Annotated in this window: 21 protein-coding genes; 18 read left to right on the forward strand and 3 right to left on the reverse strand. The window is 67.8% G+C overall.

The window, feature by feature from the left end; translation table 11 throughout:
• Both QZ609_RS02940 and QZ609_RS02945 read right to left on the reverse strand, forming a co-directional pair.
• Positions 1 to 619, reverse strand: a 619-nt coding sequence (locus tag QZ609_RS02940) for a cysteine dioxygenase (protein WP_295490868.1), incomplete at its 3' end; no start/stop codon positions are given.
• A gap of 66 nt (positions 620 to 685) precedes the next feature.
• Positions 686 to 1894, reverse strand: a complete 1209-nt coding sequence (locus QZ609_RS02945) for an acyl-CoA dehydrogenase family protein (protein ID WP_295490872.1) — start codon at positions 1892 to 1894, stop codon at positions 686 to 688.
• A 209-nt stretch (positions 1895 to 2103) separates the two neighbouring features.
• On the opposite strand from QZ609_RS02945, the gene QZ609_RS02950 reads away from it, so the two are divergent.
• Genes QZ609_RS02950 through QZ609_RS02985 form a run of 8 tightly spaced genes read left to right on the forward strand, consistent with a single transcriptional unit; the run spans position 2104 to position 10163 of the window.
• Positions 2104 to 3195 (forward strand): LLM class flavin-dependent oxidoreductase, encoded by a 1092-nt coding sequence (locus QZ609_RS02950; RefSeq protein ID WP_295490875.1) that lies wholly within the window; start codon positions 2104 to 2106, stop codon positions 3193 to 3195.
• A 10-nt stretch (positions 3196 to 3205) separates the two neighbouring features.
• A complete protein-coding gene (locus tag QZ609_RS02955; RefSeq protein ID WP_295490878.1) occupies positions 3206 to 4045 on the forward strand; it encodes a class II aldolase/adducin family protein in 840 nt (279 codons plus the stop codon).
• 41 nt (positions 4046 to 4086) lie between these two features.
• Positions 4087 to 5094, forward strand: coding sequence for an ABC transporter substrate-binding protein (locus QZ609_RS02960; protein WP_295490881.1), 1008 nt, complete (start codon positions 4087 to 4089; stop codon positions 5092 to 5094).
• Positions 5095 to 5121: 27 nt separating this feature from the next.
• Complete coding sequence (locus QZ609_RS02965; RefSeq protein WP_295490884.1) at positions 5122 to 6162, forward strand: ABC transporter permease; 1041 nt, start codon at positions 5122 to 5124, stop codon at positions 6160 to 6162.
• On the forward strand, positions 6156 to 6971 hold the full coding sequence (locus tag QZ609_RS02970; protein ID WP_295490887.1) for an ABC transporter ATP-binding protein: 816 nt from the start codon (positions 6156 to 6158) through the stop codon (positions 6969 to 6971). The genes QZ609_RS02965 and QZ609_RS02970 overlap by 7 nt, the downstream gene beginning before the upstream one ends.
• Positions 6972 to 7008: 37 nt before the next feature.
• A complete protein-coding gene (locus tag QZ609_RS02975) occupies positions 7009 to 8181 on the forward strand; it encodes a cytochrome c (RefSeq protein ID WP_295490890.1) in 1173 nt (390 codons plus the stop codon).
• Between the two features lie 19 nt (positions 8182 to 8200).
• Positions 8201 to 9142 (forward strand): ABC transporter substrate-binding protein, encoded by a 942-nt coding sequence (locus QZ609_RS02980; RefSeq protein ID WP_295490893.1) that lies wholly within the window; start codon positions 8201 to 8203, stop codon positions 9140 to 9142.
• Positions 9143 to 9170: 28 nt separating this feature from the next.
• Complete coding sequence (locus tag QZ609_RS02985; RefSeq protein ID WP_295490896.1) at positions 9171 to 10163, forward strand: ABC transporter substrate-binding protein; 993 nt, start codon at positions 9171 to 9173, stop codon at positions 10161 to 10163.
• 128 nt (positions 10164 to 10291) lie between these two features.
• Here the strand turns inward: QZ609_RS02985 and QZ609_RS02990 are convergent, their stop codons facing one another.
• Positions 10292 to 11188: a LysR substrate-binding domain-containing protein gene (locus QZ609_RS02990; protein WP_295490898.1), complete on the reverse strand. Its 897-nt coding sequence runs from the start codon at positions 11186 to 11188 to the stop codon at positions 10292 to 10294.
• A 126-nt stretch (positions 11189 to 11314) separates the two neighbouring features.
• Here QZ609_RS02990 and QZ609_RS02995 point away from each other — a divergent pair, with 126 nt between their 5' ends.
• The 10 genes from QZ609_RS02995 (at position 11315) to QZ609_RS03040 (ending at position 23829) form a co-directional block, all read left to right on the forward strand.
• The gene (locus QZ609_RS02995) at positions 11315 to 12376 is read left to right on the forward strand and encodes an SMP-30/gluconolactonase/LRE family protein (protein ID WP_295490901.1); all 1062 of its coding nucleotides are present in this window, start codon (positions 11315 to 11317) and stop codon (positions 12374 to 12376) included.
• 195 nt (positions 12377 to 12571) lie between these two features.
• On the forward strand, positions 12572 to 13507 hold the full coding sequence (kdgD, locus tag QZ609_RS03000; protein WP_295490903.1) for a 5-dehydro-4-deoxyglucarate dehydratase: 936 nt from the start codon (positions 12572 to 12574) through the stop codon (positions 13505 to 13507).
• Positions 13508 to 13538: 31 nt separating this feature from the next.
• Complete coding sequence (locus QZ609_RS03005; RefSeq protein ID WP_295490905.1) at positions 13539 to 15110, forward strand: aldehyde dehydrogenase (NADP(+)); 1572 nt, start codon at positions 13539 to 13541, stop codon at positions 15108 to 15110.
• 90 nt (positions 15111 to 15200) lie between these two features.
• Complete coding sequence (locus tag QZ609_RS03010) at positions 15201 to 16553, forward strand: MFS transporter (protein ID WP_295490908.1); 1353 nt, start codon at positions 15201 to 15203, stop codon at positions 16551 to 16553.
• A 17-nt stretch (positions 16554 to 16570) separates the two neighbouring features.
• Positions 16571 to 17980, forward strand: coding sequence for an enolase C-terminal domain-like protein (locus QZ609_RS03015; protein ID WP_295490911.1), 1410 nt, complete (start codon positions 16571 to 16573; stop codon positions 17978 to 17980).
• Positions 17981 to 18014: 34 nt separating this feature from the next.
• Positions 18015 to 19616, forward strand: coding sequence for a galactarate dehydratase (gene garD, locus QZ609_RS03020; RefSeq protein WP_295490913.1), 1602 nt, complete (start codon positions 18015 to 18017; stop codon positions 19614 to 19616).
• A 1-nt stretch (position 19617) separates the two neighbouring features.
• Positions 19618 to 20466 carry an NAD(P)-dependent oxidoreductase gene (locus QZ609_RS03025; protein WP_295490914.1) on the forward strand — a complete coding sequence of 283 codons (849 nt, stop codon included), beginning with the start codon at positions 19618 to 19620 and terminating at the stop codon, positions 20464 to 20466.
• Positions 20467 to 20470: 4 nt separating this feature from the next.
• Positions 20471 to 21355 carry an SMP-30/gluconolactonase/LRE family protein gene (locus QZ609_RS03030; protein WP_295490917.1) on the forward strand — a complete coding sequence of 295 codons (885 nt, stop codon included), beginning with the start codon at positions 20471 to 20473 and terminating at the stop codon, positions 21353 to 21355.
• A 54-nt stretch (positions 21356 to 21409) separates the two neighbouring features.
• Positions 21410 to 22708 (forward strand): MFS transporter, encoded by a 1299-nt coding sequence (locus QZ609_RS03035; protein ID WP_295490920.1) that lies wholly within the window; start codon positions 21410 to 21412, stop codon positions 22706 to 22708.
• 338 nt (positions 22709 to 23046) lie between these two features.
• Positions 23047 to 23829, forward strand: a complete 783-nt coding sequence (locus tag QZ609_RS03040) for an MHYT domain-containing protein (protein WP_295490923.1) — start codon at positions 23047 to 23049, stop codon at positions 23827 to 23829.
• Positions 23830 to 23935: the final 106 nt, after the last annotated feature.

Consider the following 23935-nt stretch of genomic DNA (forward strand, 5'->3'; position numbering starts at 1 on the left):
CCTTGGAACGGTCCCAGAGGTTGGGCAGGTGGGTATTCGAATAGCCGGAGACGAAGGGCTTGCGCTCGCCGTCGTCGGTGTAGACCGAGCGGTGGATGCCGCCGATGTTGCCGCCGTACACGTGGATGCTGATCGAGGTGCGGTCGTCGAACGCGTTGTGCACGCGGTGGATGTCGCCCACGTTGGGCGAGACGCGCTCCACGTCACCCGGCGCCAGGCGGATGGCGGCGCCGTCGGGCTGTATGCGGCCTTGCGCATCGACCTTGAACGGCTGGGAATACTCCGCGCCGCGCAGCATGCCGATCAGGCCCCACGTGGTGTGGTCGTGGATGGGCGTGCGCTGGCCTGGGCCCCAGACGAAGCTGACGATGGAGAAGCGCTCGCCCGAGTCGACATGCAGCAGGTATTGCTGGAAGTGCTCGGGGTGCGGCTGGGCGTATTCGGCGGGCAGCCAGTCGTCACGGGCGACCAGGGCGCCGAGCAGGGCGCCCGCGCGCGAAAGGATCTCGGCCTCGGTCAGCTGCTGGTCCAGCAGGCGCGACAGCGCGGTCACGAAGTCGCGCAGCGGGGCGATGGACTGTGTCGCGGCGGGCGGGGTGGCAAGCGCGGGCGTGCTCATCGGCAGGTTCCTGGGGCGGGGATGGCGGGCGGGGTCATCATGCGTGGCTTCGGCCGGTACGTCCAGCTAGACCCCAAGGGCAGTGCGGCCGGCGGCGAGCAGGATCGAATCGTTCTGTGGGGTATGGATGCGGCTGCAGAGCACGTCGCGGTAATGCCGCTCCAGCGGGTTGTGGCGCGACAGCCCGTGGTTGCCCGAGAGCTGCAGCGCCAGCTCCACCGCACGGATGGCGTTGGTGGTGACGGTGTACTTGAGCAGGCCGCTGTCGGTGACGGACAGCGGGGTGCCGGCATCGGCCGCTTCGGCGGCATGGTCGAGCAGCACGCGGTTGGTGCGCAGCACGGCGGCAATCTCGCCCGCGGCTTCCTGCATGCGCGGTAGCGTCGCCAGGGGGCCGCCAAGGTTGGCCGGGGCGCGGGTGTTGAGGAACGGCACGAGCCAGTCGCGCGCGGCCTGGGCCACGGCGTCGTACAGGCTGCCGAGCAGCACCACCATCCAGGCCTGCTGGTCGAGGTTGGCGCAGGTGTCGGCCTGGCTGGCGCCGTGCGCTGTCCATTCGGCGGGTGTGCGGATGTCGACGGCGTGGTCGAGCGGAATCTCCACGTCTTCCAGCACCACGTCGTGGCTGCCGGAGGCGCGCAGGCCAAGGTGGTTCCAGGTCGGTTCGATGCGGATGCCGGGCGTGTCCGGCAGCGGGCGCGGCACGAGAAAGATGCCGACACGCGGCTCGGCTTCGTCGGTGCGGCCCCAGACCGACAGCCAGCGCAGGGCCGGGCTGCCGGTGCTGTAGAGCTTGCGGCCACGGATGCGCCACGTATTGCCGACGCGGGTGGCCACCGTCGCGGGCAGGCCGCCGCGCGCCGGTGTGCCGAGGTCCGGCTCCACGCGCAATGCGTTGATGAGCGCCCCCTCGTTCAACGCGGTGGCAAACACCTGTTGCCGCACCTGCGCGGGCCAGCGTGTGTCGGCACGGCCGATGGCGCGGTGCTGCAGATACGTCATGGTCAGCACCAGCGCCGTTGCCGCATCGCCATGGGCAACCGCAGCAATGATGCGGCGCGCGGTGGCCAGGCCCGCACCCCCTCCGCCAACTGCCTGCGGAATGACCTGTGCGATCAAGCCCGAGGTATGCAGCAGCGCAAAGTTGTCGTGCGGGAAGGTGCCGTGCGCGTCGTGCTCGGCGGCGGTGGCAGCCAGTTGCGGCGTGATGGAGGCCAGCACGTCGGCAAGCCGCTCGGGTGGCGTGGGCAGGCGGTGAAGCGGAGCGGACGACATGGCGAGGCGGCGGTCGATGCGAGTGACGTTGGCACACAGCCTATCCGCCTTGCCACGCATGACGAACGATCCATGCCGAATATGCAGCGTTGAATTTATTCGTTAGCGCGGCGCAAGCGTTGTCGTAATTTCATTCGCATTCGTGGCGAGCTGTGGCGCAGCCAAGGCAGCCTCGCCGGCCTTCTAACGATATGCGGAGTGCAACCACCATGAGCGTCGATTTCATCGGCATGATCCAGAGTCAGAAACAGTCGGAGATCCATCCGCCCGATCCCAATGGCCCGGTGATCGATCGCGACTATGTGCGCGCCTTTGCGCAGGCACATGAGCAAGCGGGCTTCGATCGCATCCTGGTGCCGCATCACTCGACCGGGCCGTCGGCCACGCTCACGATCTCGTATGCGGCGGCACTCACCGAGCGCATCCACTTCATGCTCGCGCACCGGCCCGGTTTCACCAATCCGACGCTGGCCGCGCGCCAGATCGCCACGCTCGACCAGTTCACCGGCGGGCGTCTGGGCGTGCACTTCATCTCGGGTGGCTCCGACAGCGAGCAGCGCCGCGACGGCGACTACCTCGACCACGACCAGCGCTACGCCCGCACCGACGAATACCTCGGCATCCTGCGCCGCCTCTGGACGGAGGCCAAACCGTTCGACCACGCGGGCGCGTTCTATCGCTTCGAGCAGGGCTTCTCGGAAGTGAAGCCAGCGCAGAAGCCGCATGTGCCGATCTACTTTGGCGGCGCATCGGACGTGGCCGTCGAGGTGGCGGGCAAGCATGCGGATGTGTATGCGCTGTGGGGCGAATCGCTGGAGCAGGTGCGCGAGCTGACCACGCGCGTGCGGGCCGAAGCCGCCAAGCATGGGCGCAGCATCCGCTTCTCGGTGTCGTTCCGGCCGATCCTGGCAGACACGGAAGCGGCCGCCTGGGCGCGCGCCGAACAGATCCTGGAGCGCACCCGCGCGCTGCGCGTGCAGCAGGGCTACAGCCGGGGCGGCCCGCAGCAGAGCGAAGGCGCACGCCGCCTGCTGGCCGCGGCCGAGCAGGGCGCGCGCGTGGACAAACGTTTGTGGACGGCGATCGCCCAGGAAACCGGCGGGCGCTCCAATTCCACCGCGCTGGTCGGCACGCCCGAGCAGGTGGCCGACGCGCTGCTCGACTACTACGACCTGGGAATCACCACCTTCCTGATCCGCGGCTTCGACCCGCTGGAAGACGTGGTGGACTACGGCCGCACGCTCATCCCGCGTGTGCGCGAACTGGTGGCGCAGCGCGATGCGCGGCGCTTGGCGGCGTGAGGGCGATGGCATGAGCGCTGTCCTGTCCATCGAGCGATCGTCCGCCACCTCGCTCAATCTGAACCCCACGCCGCAGCAGAAGTTCTGGTTTGACCCGCCTGCCGCGCGCCCCTCCATCGAGGCCGAGCGGCGCCATCGGCAGGAGCGCCTGGCGGGCGCCTTTCGCATCTTTGCGCGGCATGGGTTCGACCTGGGGCTGGCCGGGCACATCACCGCGCGTGACCCGGAGCTGACCGACCACTTCTGGGTGAACCCGCTGGGCGTGCACTTCTCGCGTATCAAGGTGTCGGACCTGCTGCTCGTCAACGCACGCGGCGAGACCGTGATCGGCAACCGGCCGCTCAACAAGGCGGCCTTCGCCATCCATGCGGCGATCCACGAGGCGCACCCGCACATCGTGGCGGCGGCGCACACGCATTCGACCTACGGCAAGGCGTGGTCGACGCTGGGCCGGCTGCTCGATCCGCTCACGCAGGACGCGTGCTCGTTCCATGAAGACCACGCGCTGTTTGACGACTTCACCGGCATGGTGGTCGACGCCAGCGAGGGCGAGCGCATCGCCCGGGCGCTTGCCAAGCGCGACGGCGGCACGCACAAGGGCGTGATCCTGAAGAACCACGGCATCCGCGCCGCCGGCCCGACGGTGGAGGCCGCCGCCTGGTGGTACATCGCGCTGGACAACGCCTCGCACACGCAATTGCTGGCAGAAGCGGCCGGCGCGCCGCAGCCGATCGACGCGGCCACCGCGCGGCTCACGCACAGCCAGGTGGGCGGCCCGGAGGGCGCGCTGCACGCGTTCGACAGCCTGTTCGAAGGGCTGGTCGCTGCTGAGCCGGACGTGCTGGATTGAGCCGAACCCACCCAATGAACAATCAAAACGGGGAGCTATCAATGAGCCAAAACGAAGGGGGCCTTTCACGCCGCAAGGTGCTGCACGCAGCGGCGGCCACCGCACTGGCTGCACCGGCGCTGATCCTGGGGCGCACGGCCTGGTCGCAGACGCGCAAGTTGACCTTTGCCTGGAACCAGAGCGCGTTTTGCCTCACGCCGATCGTGCTGGCGCAGGAGCGCGGCTTCTTCGAGAAGAACGGCCTGCAGGTCGACCTGATCAACTACAGCGGCTCGACCGACCAGCTGCTCGAATCCATCGCCACCGGCAAGGCCGATGCGGCGGTGGGGATGATCCACCGCTGGCTCAAGCCGCTGGAGGCGGGCTTTGACGTGAAGATCATCGGCAGCTCGCACGGCGGCTGCGTGCGGCTGGTCGGCGCCAAGGCGGCGGGCGTCACCAGCCTGGCCGCGCTCAAGGGCAAGACGGTGGGCGTGAGCGACCTGGCCGCGCCGGGCAAGCATTTCTTCACCATCCTGCTGGCCAAGCACGGCATCGATCCGGACCGCGACATCACCTGGCGCCAGTACCCGGCCGACCTGCTGGGCGTGGCGGTAGACAAGGGCGAGATCCAGGCCATCGCCGATGGCGACCCGAACCTCTACCTGTTGGAGAAGCGCACCAACGGCGCCTATGTGGAGCTGGCGACCAACCTGACCGGCGAGTACGCACGCAAGGTCTGCTGCGTGATCGGCGCGCGTGGCGAACTGGTCCGCAACGACAAGCCGACCGCGGCAGCACTGGCACGCGCCATCGTGCAGGCCACCGACTTTGCCAACGAGAACCCGAACGAGGCGGCCAAGGTATTCGCCAAGTACTCGCCCAAGGTGCCGCTGGAGGATCTGCGCAAGCTCTACGCCACGCTCACCTACACGCACCATCCGACCAACCTCGACCTGCGCGACGAGATTGCCTTCTACGCCGAGGACTTCCGCCGCATCGGCGTCATCAAGAAGACGACTGACCCGCAGCGCCTGGCGCAGCACGTCTACGCCAACGTGCTCGGCTGACGGCACCCGAATGACGAGGACATCGATATGAGCACCATCCAACCCGCGCTGCAGGCGCCGGACGCGCTCGCCAACCCGTTTGCGGGGTCGGCAACCACCGGGCACGGCATCTGGCGCACCGGCGTGGCGGCGGCCGTGGCGTGGGCGGCCTTCGGGCTGCTGACATGGCGCTGGCCGAATCATGTGATCGGCTTCAGCGATTGGGCCTTCACGACGGAGCTGGGCATCGCGGCGCTGCTGGTCGGCGCCGTGCTGCTGGTGCTGGCGCTGGCAGCGCTGCTCGCCGGCCCGCTGCGCACCGCGCAGGAGACGCTGCGACCGGCTGGCCCGTGGCTGATCGTGCTGCCGCTTGCGCTGGGCGCCTGGGAGGTGCTGACGGCCAAGACGGGCTTTCTGCCCACGCCGTTCTTCGCGCCGCCGCAGGCGCTGATCGAGGTCGTCACCGACGACTGGCCGCGCCTGGGCGGCAGCGTGGCCAACACGCTCAAGCTGCTTGGGCTGGGCTACTTCCTGGGCGCGTTGACGGGCTTCCTCGTTGGCGTATCGATCGGCTGGTCGCGGGCGGTAGGGTACTGGGTGCATCCGGTGTTGCGGTTGATCGGCCCGCTGCCGCCCACCGCGTTGCTGCCGCTGACATTCTACTTTTTCCCATCGAGCTACTCGGCGGCGGTGTTCCTGATCGCCCTGGCAACCGGGTTTCCGGTGGCGGTGCTGACGTGGTCGGGCGTGGCGGGCGTGAGCAAGCGTTACTACGACGTGGCCCGCACGCTGGGCGCATCCAACGCCTTCCTGGTGCTGCGCGTGGCGATTCCGGCCGCGTTACCGCAGGTGTTCGTCGGGCTGTTCATGGGATTGGGGGCATCGTTTACGGTGCTGGTGGTGGCCGAGATGATGGGCGTGAAATCCGGTCTCGGCTGGTACCTGACGTGGGCACAGGGCTGGGCGTCGTACGTGAACATGTATGCCGCGCTGATCGTGATGGCGCTGTTGTTCTCCGGCATCATCACGCTGCTGTTCAAGGTGCGTGACCGTGCTCTGGTCTGGCAGAAGGGGACGCTGAAATGGTAGCCGTGCTTGATCACGCGAATGAGCGTGAGGCATCGCCGGCTGCCGTCTCTGCCAGCGGTGCACGCATTGATGTGCAGGGTGTCAGCCACTGGTTCGGCAGCCGGGCCAATCCGCTGCAGGTGCTGGACCACGTCAACCTGACCGTGCATCCGGGCGAGTTTGTCGCCCTGCTGGGCCCCAGCGGCTGCGGAAAATCCACCCTGCTGCGCTTGATTGCCGGGCTGGAATCGCCCACACGCGGCCGCATCCTGCAGGACGATGAGGCCATCGCGGCCCCCGACCCTTCGCGCGTGGTCGTGTTCCAGGACCCGACGCTGTATCCGTGGCGCCGCGTGTGGGACAACGTGGCGCTCGGCCTGCAGGCGCGCGGCGCGCTCAAGGCGGAGCGCGATCGCGTGGACGATGCGCTGGGCCGTGTCGGCCTGAATGGCTTCCAGCACGCGTTTCCGCATGAACTGTCCGGCGGCATGGAACAGCGCGTGGCGCTGGCGCGGGCGCTGGTCAACGATCCGCAGCTGCTGGTGCTGGACGAGCCCCTGGGCAAGCTCGACTCGCTCACGCGGCTGGCGATGCAGGGCGAGCTGGCCGAGCTGTGGCAGCGCGCGCGCTTTTCCACGCTGCTCGTAACGCACGACGTGGAAGAGGCGCTGTTCCTCTCCCAGCGCGTGATCATCTTCAGCCCGCGCCCGGCGCGCATTGCCGCCGAGCTGACGGTCGACCTGCCGTATCCGCGCCACCGTGGCGACCCGCGCCTGAGCGCGCTGCGGCACGAAGCACTGGGCCACCTCGGCCTGGGCGCGACGTGGTAGGCGAGGCAGCGGAGCCCTCCACGATGACGGTGCCGTCGTGAGCGGGCCGCCGCCGACGGCCTGGCTCAACGCACTGCTCGGCTTCCTGCAATGGGCGCAGCACGGCGTGCTGGCGCTGTGGCATGCGCTGGGTCTGACTGGCGACGTGCGCGGCCAGCCGGCCTGGCCTTGGAGCGCACGCATTGCCGGCGAGACGCTGCTGATCGACCTCGGGCAGGCGCGGCAGCTTGGCCTCACGTTGATTGCCGTGGTGCTGGCATTGGTCGCAGCGCTCGTGGCGCTGCTGGTGCGCCGGTGGCGTGCGGTGGCGGTCGGCGCCAGCCTTGGCCTGCTGGTGGCCGCGCCCTGGCCGTCGCCGGACCTGGTGCTGGCGCCCGCGGTGCCGACCAGCTTTCATGACAACCCGCACCCGTTCTCGCTGGCCTCCATCACGCACGGCGCGCACGTCTATGCAGCCGCGTGCGCGAGTTGTCATGGCGACGACGGCCGTGGCGAAGGGCCGCTGGCCGCCACGCTCACGCGCTGGCCGCCCACCGTGGTGGGCCCGCTGCTCGGCCGCCGTGCGGATGGCGAGTTGTTCTGGCACATCGCCCATGGCATGCGCAACGCGCAAGGCGCGGTGACGATGCCCGCCTTCTCCCTTCGATTCAGCGACACCGACATCTGGGCCGTGCTCGACTACATGAAGGTACTGGCCGCCAGCGGCGGTGCGCGCGCGGGCGGTTGGCCGTTGCCGGTGGCCCTGCCGGTGTTGTCCGTGCGCTGCGGCGATGGGCCCGCGCAGCCGTTGGCCAGGTGGCGCGATGGACAGCGCTTGAGGCTGATCGCAGCCGATGCCGCATCGGCCGGCAGGGTGCCGTTGGAAGATCCGCGCCTGCGCACACTGCTCGTCACGCCGGACGGCACGCTGCCGCCGCTGGCCAGCCCGTTCCAGGCACGCTGCGTGGCCGAGGGCCGCGACGCCTGGCCCGTCTTCGCCGCCATTGCCGGGGCCACGCCGCAGACGTTTGCCGGCACGCAACTGCTGGCCGACCGCGACGGCTGGCTGCGCGCTCGCGGCGAGGCAGGCACCACGTGGTCCGACGCCGATTTCCTGTGCACCTCCGCGTCGCGCACGTCCGGTACGTCGCGCGCCAGCGGCCTCGATACGCTCATTGCCCGCATGGACGCCGAACCGGTGCGTTACGTGAAGGGCGGCTTCATCCATTGACCCTCATCGCTCATCCGCCATGCCGCAAGCCCGACGACGTTTCCTGCAATCCACCCTGGCACTGGCCGCCCTGCCAGCGCTGTCCTTTGCGCAACCGCGCCCCGTGCTCAAAGCCGGTGACCAGAAGGGCGGCCTGCGCGCGCTGCTGGAAGCGGCGGATGCCCTGAACGGCGTGCCCTACGACATCCAGTGGACGGAGTTTCCCGCCGCAGCACCGCTGGCCGAGGCGCTCAACGCGGGTGCGGTGGAGCTGGGGCCGATTGGCGATGCACCGGCCATCTTTGCGCTGGCCGCCGGCACGCGCATCAAACTGATCGGTGCCAACCGGTCCGACCCATACGGCACGGCCGTGCTGGTGCGCCCGGACTCGCCATTGAAGACGGCAGCGGATCTCAAAGGCAGATCGATCGGGACCAACCGTGGATCGATCGGCCATTTCGTGGCGCTGAAGGCGCTGGAGTCTGCCGGGCTTGGGCCGGACGATGCCAACTTCCGCTTCTTGCCGCCGGCGGATGCGAAGCTTGCTTTGGTTAATGGCTCGATCGATGCCTGGTCAACATGGGAGCCGTACACGGCCATGGCGGAGGTGGCCAAGCACGCACGCGTGCTGGTGAGTGGGCGCGGCCTGTGGTCGGGGTTGAGCTATCTGGCGGCCACGGACGCAGCGCTGGCCGCCAAGCGCGACGTGCTGCGTGATTTCCTGCAGCGCGTGGTGCGGGCGCAGGTGTGGTCGTACCAGCATGTCGACAGCTTTTCGGCCACGCTGGCGCGCATCATCGGCATCTCGCCGGAGGCGGCTCGGTTGCAGTTCGCGCGGCGCCAGACGGTCTGGCGCAACCTCGACGCGCAGATCGTGGCCGAGCAGCAGCGCACGGCCGATTTCTACTTGAAAGCGGGGTTGCTCAAGCAGCGGCTGGAGGTGGCATCGACGTTCGACGCCGGCTTCCCGCTTGCCGCCTGAGCCCCGATCACGTCGTAAGCGAGGTGCCATGACGACCCTTCTTTTTCCGAAGTCTGCCAAGCGGCGTCGCCTGCTGGGCCTTGCCGCCGCAGCGCCGCTCGTGCCGGCGGCGGGCCTGTTGACGCCGATGGGTGCGCGTGCGGCGGAGCTGTCCGGTGTCACGCTCGTGCTGGGTGATCAGGCGGGCGGCACGCGCGCGCTGGTGGAGGCGGCGCAGGTGCTCAAGGGCACGCCGTATGCGTTCCGCTGGGCCAACTTCCAGGGCGCGGCGCCGCTGTTCGAGGCGCAACGCGCGGGCGCGGTCGATCTGGCGCCTGCAGGAGACCTGCCCGTACTCGCCGCCGCTGCGGGCGACCCGTCGCTCAGGATCGTCGCCACGCGCGTTGGGCAGGCATCGCAGCTCGGTCTGCTGGTGCCGAAGGATTCACCGGTACGCAGCGTCGCGCAGCTCAAGGGGCGCACCGTGTGCGTGTCGTCGGCGCGGGGCAGCATCTCGGAATACCAGCTCTACGGCGCGCTTGCGGAGGCCGGGCTCGCCAAGACCGACGTCAAGGTGCGCTTCATCTTGCCCGTCGACGCGTTCGCGGCGTTTGAGTCGGGCTCGCTGGAAGCCTGGGCGACGTTCGATCCGTACTACGCCATGGCCATCGGCCGGGGCGCGCGGATCCTGCGCGATGGCACCGGCATCAACAGCGGGCTCGGCTTCATCACGGCGTCGGGCGCGGCGCTTGCCGATGCGGCCAAGCGTGCCGCGATCGCCGATGTGCTGCTGCGGCTGCAACGCGCAGGCGATTGGGCCCTGGCCAACGCCGATGCCTACGCGCAGGTCTATGCGTCGCTCACGCGCACACCGCCCGACGTTGCCGCGCTGGTCACGCGGCGCGCGGCGCTCAAGCTGCGGTTCGTCAGCACAGCGGACATCGCCACGCTGCAAACGGTGGCCGACACGGCCTTGCGTGACGGTGTCCTGCCGCGCCGCATCGATGTCCGTGCGATTGCCGAGACGCACCTCGGCGTGTAGGGGTGGATGACCGCCTGCGGCGCCCGCTTGCCGAGGTGATGACGTGACACGCTCGGGCGCTACACCCCACGTCAGGGGGCGCGCACGATCGGGCCGGTGCTTCTGGCTGTGTTCGTGGCAGGCGGCGCTCAGCCGCTCCCCATCAGGGAGCGTCGCAAGACATCGCGCAGTACGTTGAACACCGGGTTGTCGTTGTCCTTGCGGTAGGCAAACCACAGCTCGACGGGCTTGGTCGGGGTGGTGCGCACCGGGCGGTAGACCACACCTTCAAAGTGCAGCATGGCGGCGGCCGCCGGGATCAACGCTACTCCGATGCCCGCGCGTACCAGCGCCAGCATCGAATGGATCTGGCTCACGTATTCCACGATATCGGGCAGCACTTCTGCACGCTCCAGCAGGCCGCTGACCAACTGATGGAAGTAGCGCGCCTCGTACGGGGAGTACATCAGCAGCGGCTTGCCTTCGCAGTCGCGCAGGCTCGGGCGCTGCGGCCAATCGGCGGCAACCGCCTCGGGTAGCGCCAGCACCAGCGCTTCCTGCGAGCAGGGTACGGCCACCAGTTCGCCGTGCTCGACGGGCGGCCGAAGCAGGCCGACATCGATCTCGCGCGCATCAAGCGCCGCAAGCTGCGCGCCGCTCACCATCTCTTTGAGCGTCAGCCGCACACCTGGCGATGCCGCCCGCACCGCGCTCACCAGCGACGGCAGTTGCCCGTATCCGACCGATGCCGTGAACCCGATCGCCAGCGCCCCGGCCGCCCCGGTGGCGACGCGCCGTGCCGTGGCCGCCGCCTCGTCCGCCAGCCGCAGGATGCGTGCGGCATCGGGCAGGAAGCTGCGCCCGGCGGCCGTGAGCTTGACCGAGCGGCTATTGCGCTCCAGCAGTTCGGTGCCGACCTGGTGTTCCAGCAGCCGCACCTGGCGCGACAGCGGCGGCTGGGTCATGTGCAGCCGCTCGGCGGCGCGTCCGAAGTGCAATTCCTCGGCCACGGCAACAAAACAGCGGAGTTGGCTGAGCTCGAACATCGATTCAAAACCTGTATTGATTGAGTCAGTGCTTATCTTGAAGGGGAATGATGCGTGGTGCAAGAATCGGCTCGCCCTGGTGGTCCGGTGGTCCACGGGGTCAACGACGACAACCAGGAGACGAGCATGACCACGGAAGGTATGGAGATCGACCGCAGGAAGTTTCTCAGGAGCGTGGCCGGCGCGGGGCTTGCTGCAGCCAGCGGCCTGGCGAGCGCGCAGAAGGTCGAGGGGTTCAAGCCAAACGCGCGCTACCCCGATGTGGCGGTCGAGGTGCTCGACCCGAGCTTCCTGAAGTACCGGCTCTACAGCAGCTCGGTCGAGCAGCTCGCCACGGGCATGCGGTGGGCGGAAGGGCCGGTCTACTTTCCGGCCGGGCGCTACCTGCTGGTGAGCGACATCCCAAACAACCGCATCATGAAGTACGACGAAACCAACGGCGCCTTCAGCGTGTTCCGCGAACCGTCGAACTACGCCAACGGCAATACGCGTGATCGGCAGGGGCGCTTGGTGACCTGCGAGCACTCGGTGACGCGCCGCGTCACGCGCACCGAGCACGACGGCCGCATCACCGTGCTGGCCGACCAGTACCAGGGCAAGCGCCTGAACGCGCCCAACGACATCGTGGTCAAGTCCGACGACAGCGTCTGGTTTACCGACCCGCTGTTCGGCATCAACGGCAATTGGGAGGGGTTCAAGGCCCAGTCGGAGCAGGCCACCACCAACGTCTATCGCATCGATCCGAGCGGGGCCGTCCGCGCCGTCATTACCGATCTGGTCAACCCGAACGGCCTCGCGTTCTCGCCGGACGAGAAGAAGCTGTACGTGGTCGAGTGGAAAGGCACGCCGTCACGCAGCATCTGGAGCTACGACATCGCCGCGGACGGCAGCGCATCGAACAAGACCAAGCTGATCGACGCCAACGGCGCCGGCGCGCTGGACGGCTTCCGCGTCGACAAGGATGGCAATCTCTGGTGCGGCTGGGGCTCGGACGGCCGGCTCGGCATCGATTCCGCCAACTACGATGGGGTGAAGGTGTTCAACGCGCGCGGCTTGCCGATCGGCTTCATCCACCTGCCGGAACGCTGCCCGAACCTGACCTTTGGCGGGCCGAAGAACAACCGGCTGTACATGGCAAGTTCGCACTCCTTGTATGCGTTGTATGTGGAGGCCGAAGGCGCGGTGTGATGCCGGTTTGACGCCCAGGGCGGCCGCCGCGTCATGTGCGGCCGCAGCATCGCAATCTAGAGGCTAGGGAAGACCCTGTATCAATACAAAACGTGTATCAATCGAGTCATCAGTTGTTTTGGACTTGAATCGATCGCGATGCAAGAATCCGCTCACTCACAACACTTTCACCAACCGCAGCACGCGGAGCGAGACATGTCCCGATACACGCCCACCGAATTCGCCCACCAGATCGGCACCGGTCTGCTGTCTTTCCCGGTCACGCATTTCAAGTCCGACCTGTCGTTCGACGAAGCGGCCTACCGCGCCAACCTGAACTGGCTGTTCAGCCACGATGCGGCCGGCCTGTTTGCTGCGGGCGGCACGGGTGAGTTCTTCTCGCTCACCGCCGCCGAGACCGACCGCGTGGTGCGCGCCGCCGTGGCTGAAACCGGCGGCAAGATTCCGGTGATCGCTCCGGCCGGCCGCGGCACCGCCGAGGCCAAGGAATACTGCAAGGCGGCTGAAGCCGCCGGCGCCGACGGCATCCTGCTGCTGCCCCCGTACCTGACCGAAGCCTCCGCCGACGGCGTGGCCGCGCACGTGGAGGAGGTCTGCAAATCGACCCGCCTGGGCGTGATCATTTACAACCGCGCCAACCAGATTCTCGACGAGAACCATCTCGAGCGCCTGGCCGACCGTTGCCCGAACCTGGTCGGCTTCAAGGATGGCGTGGGCGATCTGGAACTGATGACGCGCATCTACGCCCGCATGGGCGACCGCTTCACCTACGTCGGTGGCCTGCCCACCGCCGAGACTTTCGCGCTGCCGTACCTGACGATGGGTGTGACGACGTATTCGTCGGCCATCTTCAACTTCGTGCCGAAGTTCGCGCTGGAGTTCTACGCCGCCGTGCGCGCCATGGACCAGGCCAAGGTCTACAAGATGATCAACGACTTCGTGCTGCCGTATATTGCGCTGCGTAACCGCAAGCGTGGTTACGCAGTGTCGATCGTCAAGGCAGGCATGAAGGTCATCGGCCGCAGCGCCGGCCCAGTGCGTGCCCCGCTGACCGACCTGACCGATGCGGAACTGGCCGAGCTGTCGGCGCTGGTTTCGCGCATTGCCGAAGTGGAAAAGCTCGCGGCCTGAGCGTAGCGCCGTCGTAGCTGGAGAAACCAATATGACTCTAAGCGGCGAACTGCTGCTGGGTGCTGCCCGCGTGGCGGGCGGTGCCGGCACGGTTCGCGCCATGAACCCCGCCACCGGGGAATGGCTCGAACCCAACTTCACCCTGGCCTCCAAGGCCGATGCCGCGCGTGCCGCCGAACTGGCTGCCGCGGCGTTTGACGTTTACCGCGAGACCGGCCCGCAAGCGCGCGCTGCGTTCCTCGAAGCGATCGCCAGCCAGATCGAGGCGCTCGGTGACGCGCTGATCGAGCGCGCGATGGCCGAATCGGCGCTGCCGCGTGCCCGCCTGGAAGGCGAGCGCGGCCGCACGTGCAACCAGCTCCGCCTGTTCGCCAATGTCGTGCGCGCGGGCGATGCCGTGGGTGCGCGCATTGATCCGGCGCTGCCGGAACGCAAGCCGCTGCCGCGCTCTGACCTGCGCCTGCGCCGCATCGCGCTGGGCCCGGTGGCCGTGTTTGGCGCGAGCAACTTCCCGCTGGCGTTCTCGGTGGCGGGCGGCGATACCGCATCGGCGCTGGCCGCCGGTTGCCCGGTCGTCGTCAAGGCGCATCCGGCACACCCGGGCACGTCCGAACTCGTAGGCCGCGCCGTTCAGGCCGCCGTTGCGCAATGCGGGCTGCCGGAAGGCGTGTTCTCGCTGATCCTGGCCGACAACGATGTGGCGGGCGCGCTGGTGGCCGATCCGCGTATCCAGGCCGTGGGCTTTACCGGCTCGCGTGCTGGTGGCCAAGCGCTGCTGCGCATCGCGCAAGCGCGCCCGCAGCCGATTCCCGTGTACGGCGAGCTGAGCGCCATCAACCCCGTCTTCCTGCTGCCCGATGCGCTGGCCAAGCGCGCTGCGGCGCTGGGCCAGCAGTACGTTGCCTCGCTCACGATGGGCGCGGGCCAGTTCTGCACGAATCCGGGCCTGTTGCTCGCGATCGACGGTCCGGACCTCGACGCCTTTGAAGCCGCCGCTGCCGCCGCCATGGGCGGAGCCGCCGCGCAGCCGATGCTGACCGCAGGCATTCACGCCGCCTATGCGCGCGGCGTCGACAAGCTGGCCGGCGAGGCCAACGTCCGCTGCGTCGCACGCGGGCTGGGCAGCGACCAGCCCAACCGCGGCCAGGCCGGTTTCTACACCACCGATGCCAAGAGCTTCCAGGCCCAGCCGACGCTGCACGATGAGATCTTCGGCGCCACCGGCCTGGTCGTGCGCTGCGCCAATGCGGAAGAACTGCGCACGCTGGCCGAATCGCTGGAAGGCCAACTGACCGCCACGTTGCACCTGGATGCCGGGGATACAGCGATCGCCCGTTCGCTGCTGCCGATCCTGGAGCGCAAGGCGGGCCGCATCCTGGCCAACGGCTGGCCGACCGGCGTCGAGGTCTGCCAGGCCATGGTGCACGGCGGCCCGTGGCCAGCCACGACGGATTCGCGCGCGACCTCGGTCGGCACGGCGGCCATCGAGCGCTTCCTGCGCCCCGTCTGCTACCAGGACCTGCCGGCAGAATTGCTGCCCGAGGCACTGCAAGACGCCAATCCGCTCAAGCTGCGCCGTCTGGTCGACGGGCAGTGGCAGTAACCAGAATCAGCAAGCAAACCACAAGCCGGGCCGCACAGGACCCGGCGGCTTGACCCCCGGCGCATCTGGCGCCGGACGAAGGAGGAGACGATGGATATCAAAGCCCCCACTGTGGGAGCCCAGAGCGTGCCGCGCACCGAGCGCATGAGCCGCGTACGTTTCGGAATCCTCGCGATGCTGTTCATCGCGACGACCATCAACTATGCGGACCGCGCCACCATTGCCATGGCCGGCTCGGCCATGCAGAAAGACCTCGGCATCGACGCCGTTGCGCTCGGCTATATCTTCTCGGCCTTCGGCTGGGCCTATGTGATCGCGCAGATCCCCGGCGGCTGGCTGCTGGATCGCTTCGGCTCCCGGCGCGTGTACACGTTCAGCATCGCGCTGTGGTCGCTGTTCACGCTGGCGCAGGGCGCCCTCGGCTTCTTTACCGGCGCAGCCGCCGTCACCATGGTGTTCTGCCTGCGCTTCCTGGTGGGTGCGGCGGAGGCGCCGTCCTTCCCAGCCAACAGTCGCATCGTCGCGGCATGGTTCCCGGCCAATGAGCGGGGCACGGCGTCGGCCATCTTCAACTCGGCGCAGTACGCCGCCACGGTGGTGTTTGCCCCGCTGATGGCGTGGCTGGTGCATGCGTTCGGCTGGCACTACGTCTTCATCGTGATGGGTGTGATCGGCATGGTCATGGCGGTTGCCTGGAAGACCTTCGTGCACGATCCGAAGGATCACCCGCGCATCACCCGCCGCGAGATCGACTACATCGAGGCCGGCGGCGGCCTGGTCAACATGGACCGCTCGGGCGTCGCCAAGACCGAGGGCCCGAACCTCGGCTACGTCAAGCAGCTGCTGGGCAACCGCATGCTGATGGGTGTGTACATCGCGCAGTACTGCATCAACGCGCTCACGTATTTCTTCATCACGTGGTTCCCGGTGTACCTGGTGCAGGCGCGCGGCATGTCGATCCTGAAAGCGGGCTTCGTGGCGTCGATTCCGGCGGTATGCGGTTTCCTGGGCGGCATCCTGGGCGGGATCATCTCCGATGCGCTGCTGCGCCGCGGGGCCTCGCTGTCGGTGGCGCGCAAGGTGCCGATCGTGGTGGGCATGCTGCTGTCGATGAGCATGGTGATCTGCAACTACGTCGACGCGCAGAGCATCGTGGTGGCGGTGATGGCGCTCTCATTCTTCGGCAAGGGCCTGGGCGCGCTGGGCTGGGCGGTCAACTCGGATACCGCGCCCAAGCAGATCGCCGGCCTGTCGGGTGCACTGATGAACACCTTCGGCAACCTGTCGAGCATCACCACGCCCATCGCTATCGGCTATATCGTCAACACCACGGGCTCGTTCAACGGTGCGCTGGTCTACGTGGGCATCCACGCGGCGATCGCCATCGTCTGCTATCTGGTGATGGTGGGCGAGATCAAGCGCGTGGAACTCAAGCCGCTGTAACCGCAGGAGCTGTCAACGTGACATTGCAATCGATCGAATCCGGCGCGCGCACGCATACCCCGCGCGTGACGGAGATGCAGGTGATCCCCGTCGCCGGTCGGGACAGCATGCTGCTGAACCTATGCGGCGCGCATGCGCCGTTTTTCACGCGCAACCTCGTCATCCTCAAGGACAACGCCGGCCGCACCGGCGTGGGCGAGGTGCCGGGCGGGGAGGGCATCCGCCTCGCGCTGGAACGCATCACGCCGCTGGTAGTGGGCCAATCGATCGGCCGTACCAATGGCGTGCTGAACAGCATCCGGCGCGCGCTCGCCGGCGGCGGCAATGCCGCGCATCAGGCTACCGTGCACCAGGTGACGTCGGCGTCCGAGGCCGCCGTGCTGCGCCAGCCGCACGAGATCAACCTGCGCATGGACAACGTCATTACGGCGGTGGAAGCGGCGCTGCTGGACCTGCTCGGCCAGTTCCTGGAAGTGCCGGTGGCCGAGCTGCTCGGTGCCGGGCAGCAGCGCGATTCCGCCCCGATGCTCGCCTACCTGTTCTACGTGGGCGACCGCCGCAAGACCGATCTGCCGTATCTCGATGGTGCCAGTGGCGCGGATGATTGGCTGCGCCTGCGCCACGAAGCCGCCATGACGCCCGCCGCCATCGCCCGCTTGGCCGAAGCCGCTACCGAGCGTTACGGCTTTGCCGATTTCAAGCTCAAGGGCGGCGTGATGCGCGGCGCCGAGGAAATGGAAGCGATTGCTGCCATCAAGGCGCGCTTCCCTCAGGCCCGCGTCACGCTGGACCCGAACGGCGCCTGGTCGCTGGGCGAGGCCATCGCGCTGTGCAAGGGACAAGGCCACCTGCTGGCCTACGCCGAAGACCCGTGCGGCCCCGAAGCCGGCTACTCGGGCCGCGAAGTCATGGCCGAGTTCAAGCGTGCCACCGGCATCCCGACCGCCACCAACATGATCGCCACGGATTGGCGCCAGCTGGGCCACGCGATTCCGCTGCAGGCGGTGGACATCCCCCTGGCCGATCCGCATTTCTGGACCATGCAGGGCTCTGTGCGCGTCGCGCAACTGTGCGACGAATGGGGCCTGACCTGGGGCTCGCATTCCAACAACCATTTCGATGTCTCGCTGGCAATGTTCACGCACGTGGCTGCCGCCGCACCGGGCACCATTACCGCCATCGACACACACTGGATCTGGCAGGAAGCCGAAGAGCGCCTGACGCGCGAGCCGCTGCGCATCCAGGGCGGCCACGTGGCCGTGCCGGACCGCCCGGGCCTCGGCATCGAGATCGACATGGACCGCGTCATGGCGGCCCATGCGCTGTACAAGACCCTCGGCCCCGGCGCGCGCGACGACGCCATGGCCATGCAATACCTCGTGCCGGGCTGGACGTACGATCCGAAGCGCCCGAGCCTGGGACGCTGAACTGCATATGCTTGAACCAATCGCGGAGTCTGTGATGTCCGAATCCACGCTGGCCCCCGAGGCCGGCAACGCAACCGAGAAAGCGCTGACGATCCGCGTGCACGACAGCGACAACGTCGCCATCGTCGTCAACGCGCGTGGCTTGCCTGCCGGCACGGCACTGGCCGACGGCACCGTACTGGTCGAAGGCGTGCCGCAAGGCCACAAGGTGGCGCTGTCTGACCTGGCCGAAGGCGATGCCGTCATCCGTTATGGCGAGGTGATCGGCTATGCCGTCAAACCACTGCCGCGCGGCAGCTGGATCAACGAACACGCAGTCAAGCTGCCATCCGCACCCGCGCTCGATGAGCTGCCGCTGGCCACGCGCCCCGATCCGAAGCTGGCGCCGCTGGAGGGCTACACCTTCGAGGGCTACCGCAACACCGACGGCACGGTCGGCACCAAGAACGTGCTCGGCATCATGACCAGCGTGCAGTGCGTGGCCGGCGTGACGGACCACGTGGTCGCGCGCATCAAGCGCGAGCTGCTGCCGCTGTACCCGAACGTCGACGATGTGGTGGCGCTCAATCACGTCTATGGCTGCGGCGTCGCCATCAACGCGCCGGCGGCCATCGTGCCGATCCGCACGCTGCAGAACCTGGCGCTCAACCCGAACTTTGGCGGCGAGATCATGGTGATCGGCCTGGGCTGCGAGAAGCTCGTGCCCGAGCGCCTCGTGCCGGAGAAGCTCGCCCCGGGCGGCCGTATCCCCATCGAGGTGGCCGGCACCGCCGATTCGCCCGTGCTACGCCTGCAGGACGAAGCCTTCGACGGCTTCACCGGCATGGTCGAGGCCATCCTGGAGATGGCCGAGCACCGCCTCGCGCAACTGAACAAGCGCCGGCGCGAAACCTGCCCGGCGTCGGACCTCGTGGTCGGCGTGCAGTGCGGCGGCAGCGATGCGTTCTCGGGCGTGACCGCCAACCCGGCGGTCGGCTTTGCGGCCGACCTGATCGTGCGTGCCGGCGGCACCGTGATGTTCTCGGAAGTGACCGAGGTGCGCGACGCCATCCACCTGCTCACGCCGCGCGCCATCGATGAAGACGTCGGCCGCGCGCTGCTGCGCGAGATGGACTGGTACGACAACTACTTGAGCGGCGGCCAGACCGACCGAAGCGCCAACCCGTCGCCCGGCAACAAGAAGGGCGGCCTGTCCAACGTGGTGGAGAAGGCGCTGGGCTCCATCGTCAAGTCGGGCAGCACGCCCATCGTCGACGTGCTCGGCCCGGGCGAGAAGGTGCGCCGCAAGGGCCTGATCTTCGCGGCTACACCGGCCAGCGATTTTGTGTGCGGCACCCTGCAGCTCGCCTCGGGCATGAACCTGCAGGTATTCACCACGGGGCGCGGCACGCCGTACGGCCTGGCCATGGCGCCGGTGATCAAGGTGTCGACGCGCAAGGCGCTGTCCGAGCGCTGGCACGACCTGATCGACCTCGACGCCGGCCGTATCGCCACCGGTGAAGCGAGCATTGCCGACATCGGCTGGGAGCTGTTCCACCTCATCCTCGACGTGGCCAGCGGCCGCAAGCAGGTGTGCGCCGACAAGCTCGGGCTGCACAATGCGCTGGCCCTGTTCAATCCTGCTCCAGTGACCTGACATGACGCATACCGACGCACAAGCCCCGGCCGATCCGCTGGCGGGCATCACCACCCGTTGCCATCGCCTGCTGCTGACCGGCGCGGGGGGCAACCTCGGCAAGGTGCTGCGCGAGCGCTTGCCGCAGTACGCCGACGTGCTGCGCCTGTCCGACATCGCTGATCTTGGCGCCGCACGTGACGGCGAAGAGATCGTGCCGTGCAACCTGGCCGATGCGCAGGCTGTCGACGCACTCGTCGCCGGCACCGATGCGATCGTGCACTTGGGTGGCATCTCGGTCGAGCGGCCGTTCGAAGAGATCCTGCCGGCCAACATCCAGGGCACCTACAACCTGTATGAAGCCGCCCGGCGCCACGGCGTGCGCCGCATCGTGTTCGCCAGCTCGAACCACACCATCGGCTTCTACAAGCAGGGCGAGATCATTGACAGCACCGTGCCGACCAAGCCCGACGGCTACTACGGCTTGAGCAAGGTCTTTGGCGAGCAGCTCGCCAGCTTCTATTTCGAACGCTACGGCATCGAGACCGTGGCGATCCGCATCGGCTCCTCGTTCGCCGAGGCCCGCGACCGCCGCATGCTGGTCACCTGGCTCGGCTACGACGATCTGGAGCAACTGATCCGCCGCGCGCTGTTCGTCCCCAACGTTGGCTTTACGGTGGTCTACGGCATGTCGGCCAACCGCGACCACTGGTGGGACAACCGCCACGCCGCGCACCTCGGCTACGTGCCCACCGAGACCAGCGAGATCTTCCGCGCGCAGGTCGAGGCGCAACCGCCGCTGCCCGCCGACGATCCGGCCGCGCAGTACCAGGGCGGCGCCTTCGTCAACGCCGGCCCGTTCGGAGACTGACACCATGCGCGCACACGTGGAACGCATCGGCACCATGCGCTGCGGCGTCGGCGAAAGCCCGGTCTGGCACCCAGGCGAGCAGGCGCTGTACTGGACGGACATTCCCGCGCGCACGCTGTGGCGCTGGCATCCGGAGAGCGGCCGCGCCGATCAGTGGGCCGTGCCGGAGATGACCGGCTGCATGGCGATGGTCCAGGGCGGCGGCTGGCTGCTGGCGATGGAGACCGGCGTCTTCCGCACCGGGCCGTTGCAGCCCGGTCTGCCCGTGCTCGCACCCGAGCGCCTGGCGGAAGTTCCGCACGCCACCCCCGACATGCGCTTCAACGACGGCCGCTGCGACCGCCAGGGCCGGCTGCGCGCCGGCACCATGGTCCTGAACATGTCGCTGGCCGTCCCCGACGGCAAGGTCTACGGCTTCGATGCCGCCAGCGGCCGCCTCGATGCGCTGCTGGATGACCTGATCGTGCCCAACGGCATGGCCTTCAGCCCCGACGGCCGCACGATGTACCTGTCCGACTCGCACCCGAACCGACAGGTGGTCTGGGCCTTCGACTACGACATCGCCAGCGGCACGCCGCACAACCGCCGCGTCTTCATCGACATGCACAACCACCCCGGCCGCCCTGACGGCGCTGCCGTGGACGCCGACGGCTGCTACTGGATCTGCGGCAACGATGCCGGGCTGGTGCATCGCTTCACGCCGGCCGGGCGGCTCGATCGCAGCATCGCCATCCCTGCCACCAAGCCGGCCATGTGCTCGTTTGGCGGGCCGGGGCTGGACACCTTGTTCGTCACGTCGATCCGCATCGACGGCGACCCGCTCTCGGGCAGCACGTTTGCTGTACGCCCGGGCGTGACCGGACTACCGGAGCCCATGTTGCACATCTGAACGCAGCACAGCCCCACACCACAATCAAAACGGGGCCCCTAGGAGACAACACACATGAACACCATCAAAGGCTTGCGCTGGTGGATGATCGGGCTCGTCCTCACGGGCCTGGTCATGAACTACCTCGCGCGCAACGCGCTGGCCGTGGCCGCACCCGAAGTCAACAAGGTCCTGAACATCACCACGCAGCAGTACAGCTACATCGTGGCGGCGTTCCAGGGCGCGTACATGCTGATGCAGCCGGTGGCGGGTTATGTGCTCGACGTGCTCGGCACCAAGCTGGGCTTCGCGCTGTTTGCGGGGGCATGGTCGGTGGTGTGCCTGCTGCACAGCACGGCGGGCAACTGGGTGTCGCTGGCGGTGTTCCGCGCGATGCTGGGGGTGACGGAGGCGGCGGGGTTCCCCTCGGCGCTGCGCGCGACGTCCGAATGGTTTCCGGCCAAGGAGCGCTCGATTGCCACCGGCTGGTTCAACATCGGGTCTTCGGTGGGAGCGGTGCTGGCGCCGCCGCTGGTGGTCTGGTGCATCCTGCACGGCAACTGGCGCTTCGCGTTTGCCGTGATCGGGGTGCTGGGGCTGGTGTGGAGCGTGCTCTGGTTCCTGCTGTACCGCGTGCCGGCCCAGCACCCGCGCTTGTCTGCCGACGAGCACGCATACATCCTCGCCGGGCAGGACGCGCCGGTGAGCGATGCGGTTGCCGCCAAGCCGTCGTGGGGCCGCATCGTGCGCAGCCGGCGCTTCTGGGGGATCGCCATCCCGCGCTTCCTGTCGGAGCCGGCCTGGCAGACCTTCAACTTCTGGATTCCGCTCTATCTCGCGACCGAGCGCCACATGAACCTCAAGGAGATCGCCCTGTTCGCATGGCTGCCGTTCCTGGCGGCGGACATTGGCTGCGTGCTCGGCGGCTATCTGGCGCCGTGGTACCAGAAGCGGTTTGCGACGTCGCTCATCACCTCGCGCAAGATGGTGATGGTGTCGGGCGCGGTCTGCATGATCGGGCCGGCCTGCATCGGGTTGGCGGCCAGTCCGTACACGGCGATTGCGCTGTTCTGCCTTGGCGGCTTCGCGCACCAGACCTTGTCGGGCGCGCTGTACACCTTGACGTCCGACCTGTTTGGCAAACACGAGGTCGGCACCGCCGTGGGCTTGGCCGGCATGTCGGGCTGGTTGGGCGGCATGCTGTTCTCGCTGGCGGTGGGCACGTTGGCGGCCACCATTGGCTACAACCCGCTGTTCGTGGCGCTGGCGGTCTTCGATATCATCGCCGCCGTGGTGGTGTGGACGGTGCTGCGCGACGAGCCGCATCGGCCTGTGGCGATGCCGGCGAGCGAGCTTGGCGTGGCCGGTAGTTGAGGGCACGCCGCGGTTTCACTGGTTCTTCTTTTCTGAGGTTTTCACCTTCCATCGTTCAGATACGGCAGGCGTGTCCAGGCCTGCCGTCATCGCCCTCGACGCTCCCCGCAGGTGTTCTCTTTTTTTACCTAGATCAGGTTATTGGCTAGGCAGACTCCCCTGACCATACTCCCCCGATCAGCAAAACATAAGAAACGTGCTCGCCTGGGCTCCAGGCGCCATTCGCGGATTCGCAGTCGCTGTCGCAGTCGCAGTCGCAGTCGTCGCAGTACGCAAGTGGAAGTAGCAGATACCGCCGCACGCTGGCGGTTTTGAGCACTACAACGGGAGGGTGTGTCATGTTCAACGGCTTTCAAGCTGTTCCGGGCGCGGTCGTGCCGTATACGTACGATTGGCTGCTCGTCGCGTTGTCCTATCTCATTTCGGTCTCTGGCGCATACGTTGGCTTGCGATGGTCGCGGCGCATGCGGCGGCCCGACGGTCGCATCGATACCGACCGGCTGATCTGCGCCAGCGTCGCGCTTGGCGGCGGAGCGGTCTGGTCGATGCACTTCATTGGCATGGCCGCGTATCGGGCGCCCGTGCGCATGGAGTTCAACCTGTTCCTGACCGTGCTCTCACTGCTGGTGGTGATCGTGTTTGCCGGTGCGGGGCTGGTGGTCGCGTCGCGCACCACCGGCAACCGCGTCGGTAACATCGTCCGGGGAGGCATGCTGACCGGGTTGGGGGTGGCTGTCATGCACTACACCGGCATGGATGCCGTACACACCAACAGCGAATTCGACTGGAGCCTGTCGATCGTCGCGCTGTCTGCGCTGATCGCGGTGGTGGTGTCGATCGTCGCGCTGTGGCTGGCGACCACCGTCAAGACCAAGGGCAAGCAACTGGGCGCGGCGCTCATCATGGGCGTGGCGGTCTGCGGCATGCACTACACCGGCATGACCGCCGGCACCATGATCTGCACCGGCCAGACCTATTCGCCGTCGCTGTTTGCGATCGAGGGCGGCAACATCGGCTACGCGGTGTTCGTGTTGGCGGGCGTCGTCCTGATGGTGATCCTGATGATCGAGGCCACGCGCGGCTCGGCTGTGTCCAGGCCGGTGCCCTCGGGCGGCGCGTGATACGCGAAAAAAAAAAGCCCGCCGTGTAGGCGGGCAGCACGATCCAAGTTTGCTCAGGGAGACGACGCCAGCGCGTCAAAAGCCGACTAGCGGACCGTGCGGCAGT

Origin of the sequence: uncultured Ralstonia sp., from assembly GCA_913056305.1 — a bacterium.
Taxonomy (GTDB): Bacteria; Pseudomonadota; Gammaproteobacteria; order Burkholderiales; family Burkholderiaceae; genus Ralstonia.

Excerpts from the sequence above, each read along its gene's own strand:
- QZ609_RS02980 (WP_295490893.1), top strand. The coding sequence starts at position 8,201 with ATGCCGCAAGCCCGACGACGTTTCCTGCAATCCACCCTGGCACTGGCC.
- QZ609_RS02995 (WP_295490901.1), top strand. The coding sequence starts at position 11,315 with ATGACCACGGAAGGTATGGAGATCGACCGCAGGAAGTTTCTCAGGAGC.
- QZ609_RS02950 (WP_295490875.1), top strand. The coding sequence starts at position 2,104 with ATGAGCGTCGATTTCATCGGCATGATCCAGAGTCAGAAACAGTCGGAG.
- QZ609_RS03005 (WP_295490905.1), top strand. The coding sequence starts at position 13,539 with ATGACTCTAAGCGGCGAACTGCTGCTGGGTGCTGCCCGCGTGGCGGGC.
- QZ609_RS03025 (WP_295490914.1), top strand. The coding sequence starts at position 19,618 with ATGACGCATACCGACGCACAAGCCCCGGCCGATCCGCTGGCGGGCATC.
- QZ609_RS02945 (WP_295490872.1), bottom strand. The coding sequence starts at position 1,894 with ATGTCGTCCGCTCCGCTTCACCGCCTGCCCACGCCACCCGAGCGGCTT.
- QZ609_RS02965 (WP_295490884.1), top strand. The coding sequence starts at position 5,122 with ATGAGCACCATCCAACCCGCGCTGCAGGCGCCGGACGCGCTCGCCAAC.
- kdgD (WP_295490903.1), top strand. The coding sequence starts at position 12,572 with ATGTCCCGATACACGCCCACCGAATTCGCCCACCAGATCGGCACCGGT.
- garD (WP_295490913.1), top strand. The coding sequence starts at position 18,015 with ATGTCCGAATCCACGCTGGCCCCCGAGGCCGGCAACGCAACCGAGAAA.
- QZ609_RS03010 (WP_295490908.1), top strand. The coding sequence starts at position 15,201 with ATGGATATCAAAGCCCCCACTGTGGGAGCCCAGAGCGTGCCGCGCACC.
- QZ609_RS02960 (WP_295490881.1), top strand. The coding sequence starts at position 4,087 with ATGAGCCAAAACGAAGGGGGCCTTTCACGCCGCAAGGTGCTGCACGCA.
- QZ609_RS02985 (WP_295490896.1), top strand. The coding sequence starts at position 9,171 with ATGACGACCCTTCTTTTTCCGAAGTCTGCCAAGCGGCGTCGCCTGCTG.
- QZ609_RS03040 (WP_295490923.1), top strand. The coding sequence starts at position 23,047 with ATGTTCAACGGCTTTCAAGCTGTTCCGGGCGCGGTCGTGCCGTATACG.
- QZ609_RS02955 (WP_295490878.1), top strand. The coding sequence starts at position 3,206 with ATGAGCGCTGTCCTGTCCATCGAGCGATCGTCCGCCACCTCGCTCAAT.
- QZ609_RS02970 (WP_295490887.1), top strand. The coding sequence starts at position 6,156 with ATGGTAGCCGTGCTTGATCACGCGAATGAGCGTGAGGCATCGCCGGCT.
- QZ609_RS02990 (WP_295490898.1), bottom strand. The coding sequence starts at position 11,188 with ATGTTCGAGCTCAGCCAACTCCGCTGTTTTGTTGCCGTGGCCGAGGAA.
- QZ609_RS03035 (WP_295490920.1), top strand. The coding sequence starts at position 21,410 with ATGAACACCATCAAAGGCTTGCGCTGGTGGATGATCGGGCTCGTCCTC.
- QZ609_RS03030 (WP_295490917.1), top strand. The coding sequence starts at position 20,471 with ATGCGCGCACACGTGGAACGCATCGGCACCATGCGCTGCGGCGTCGGC.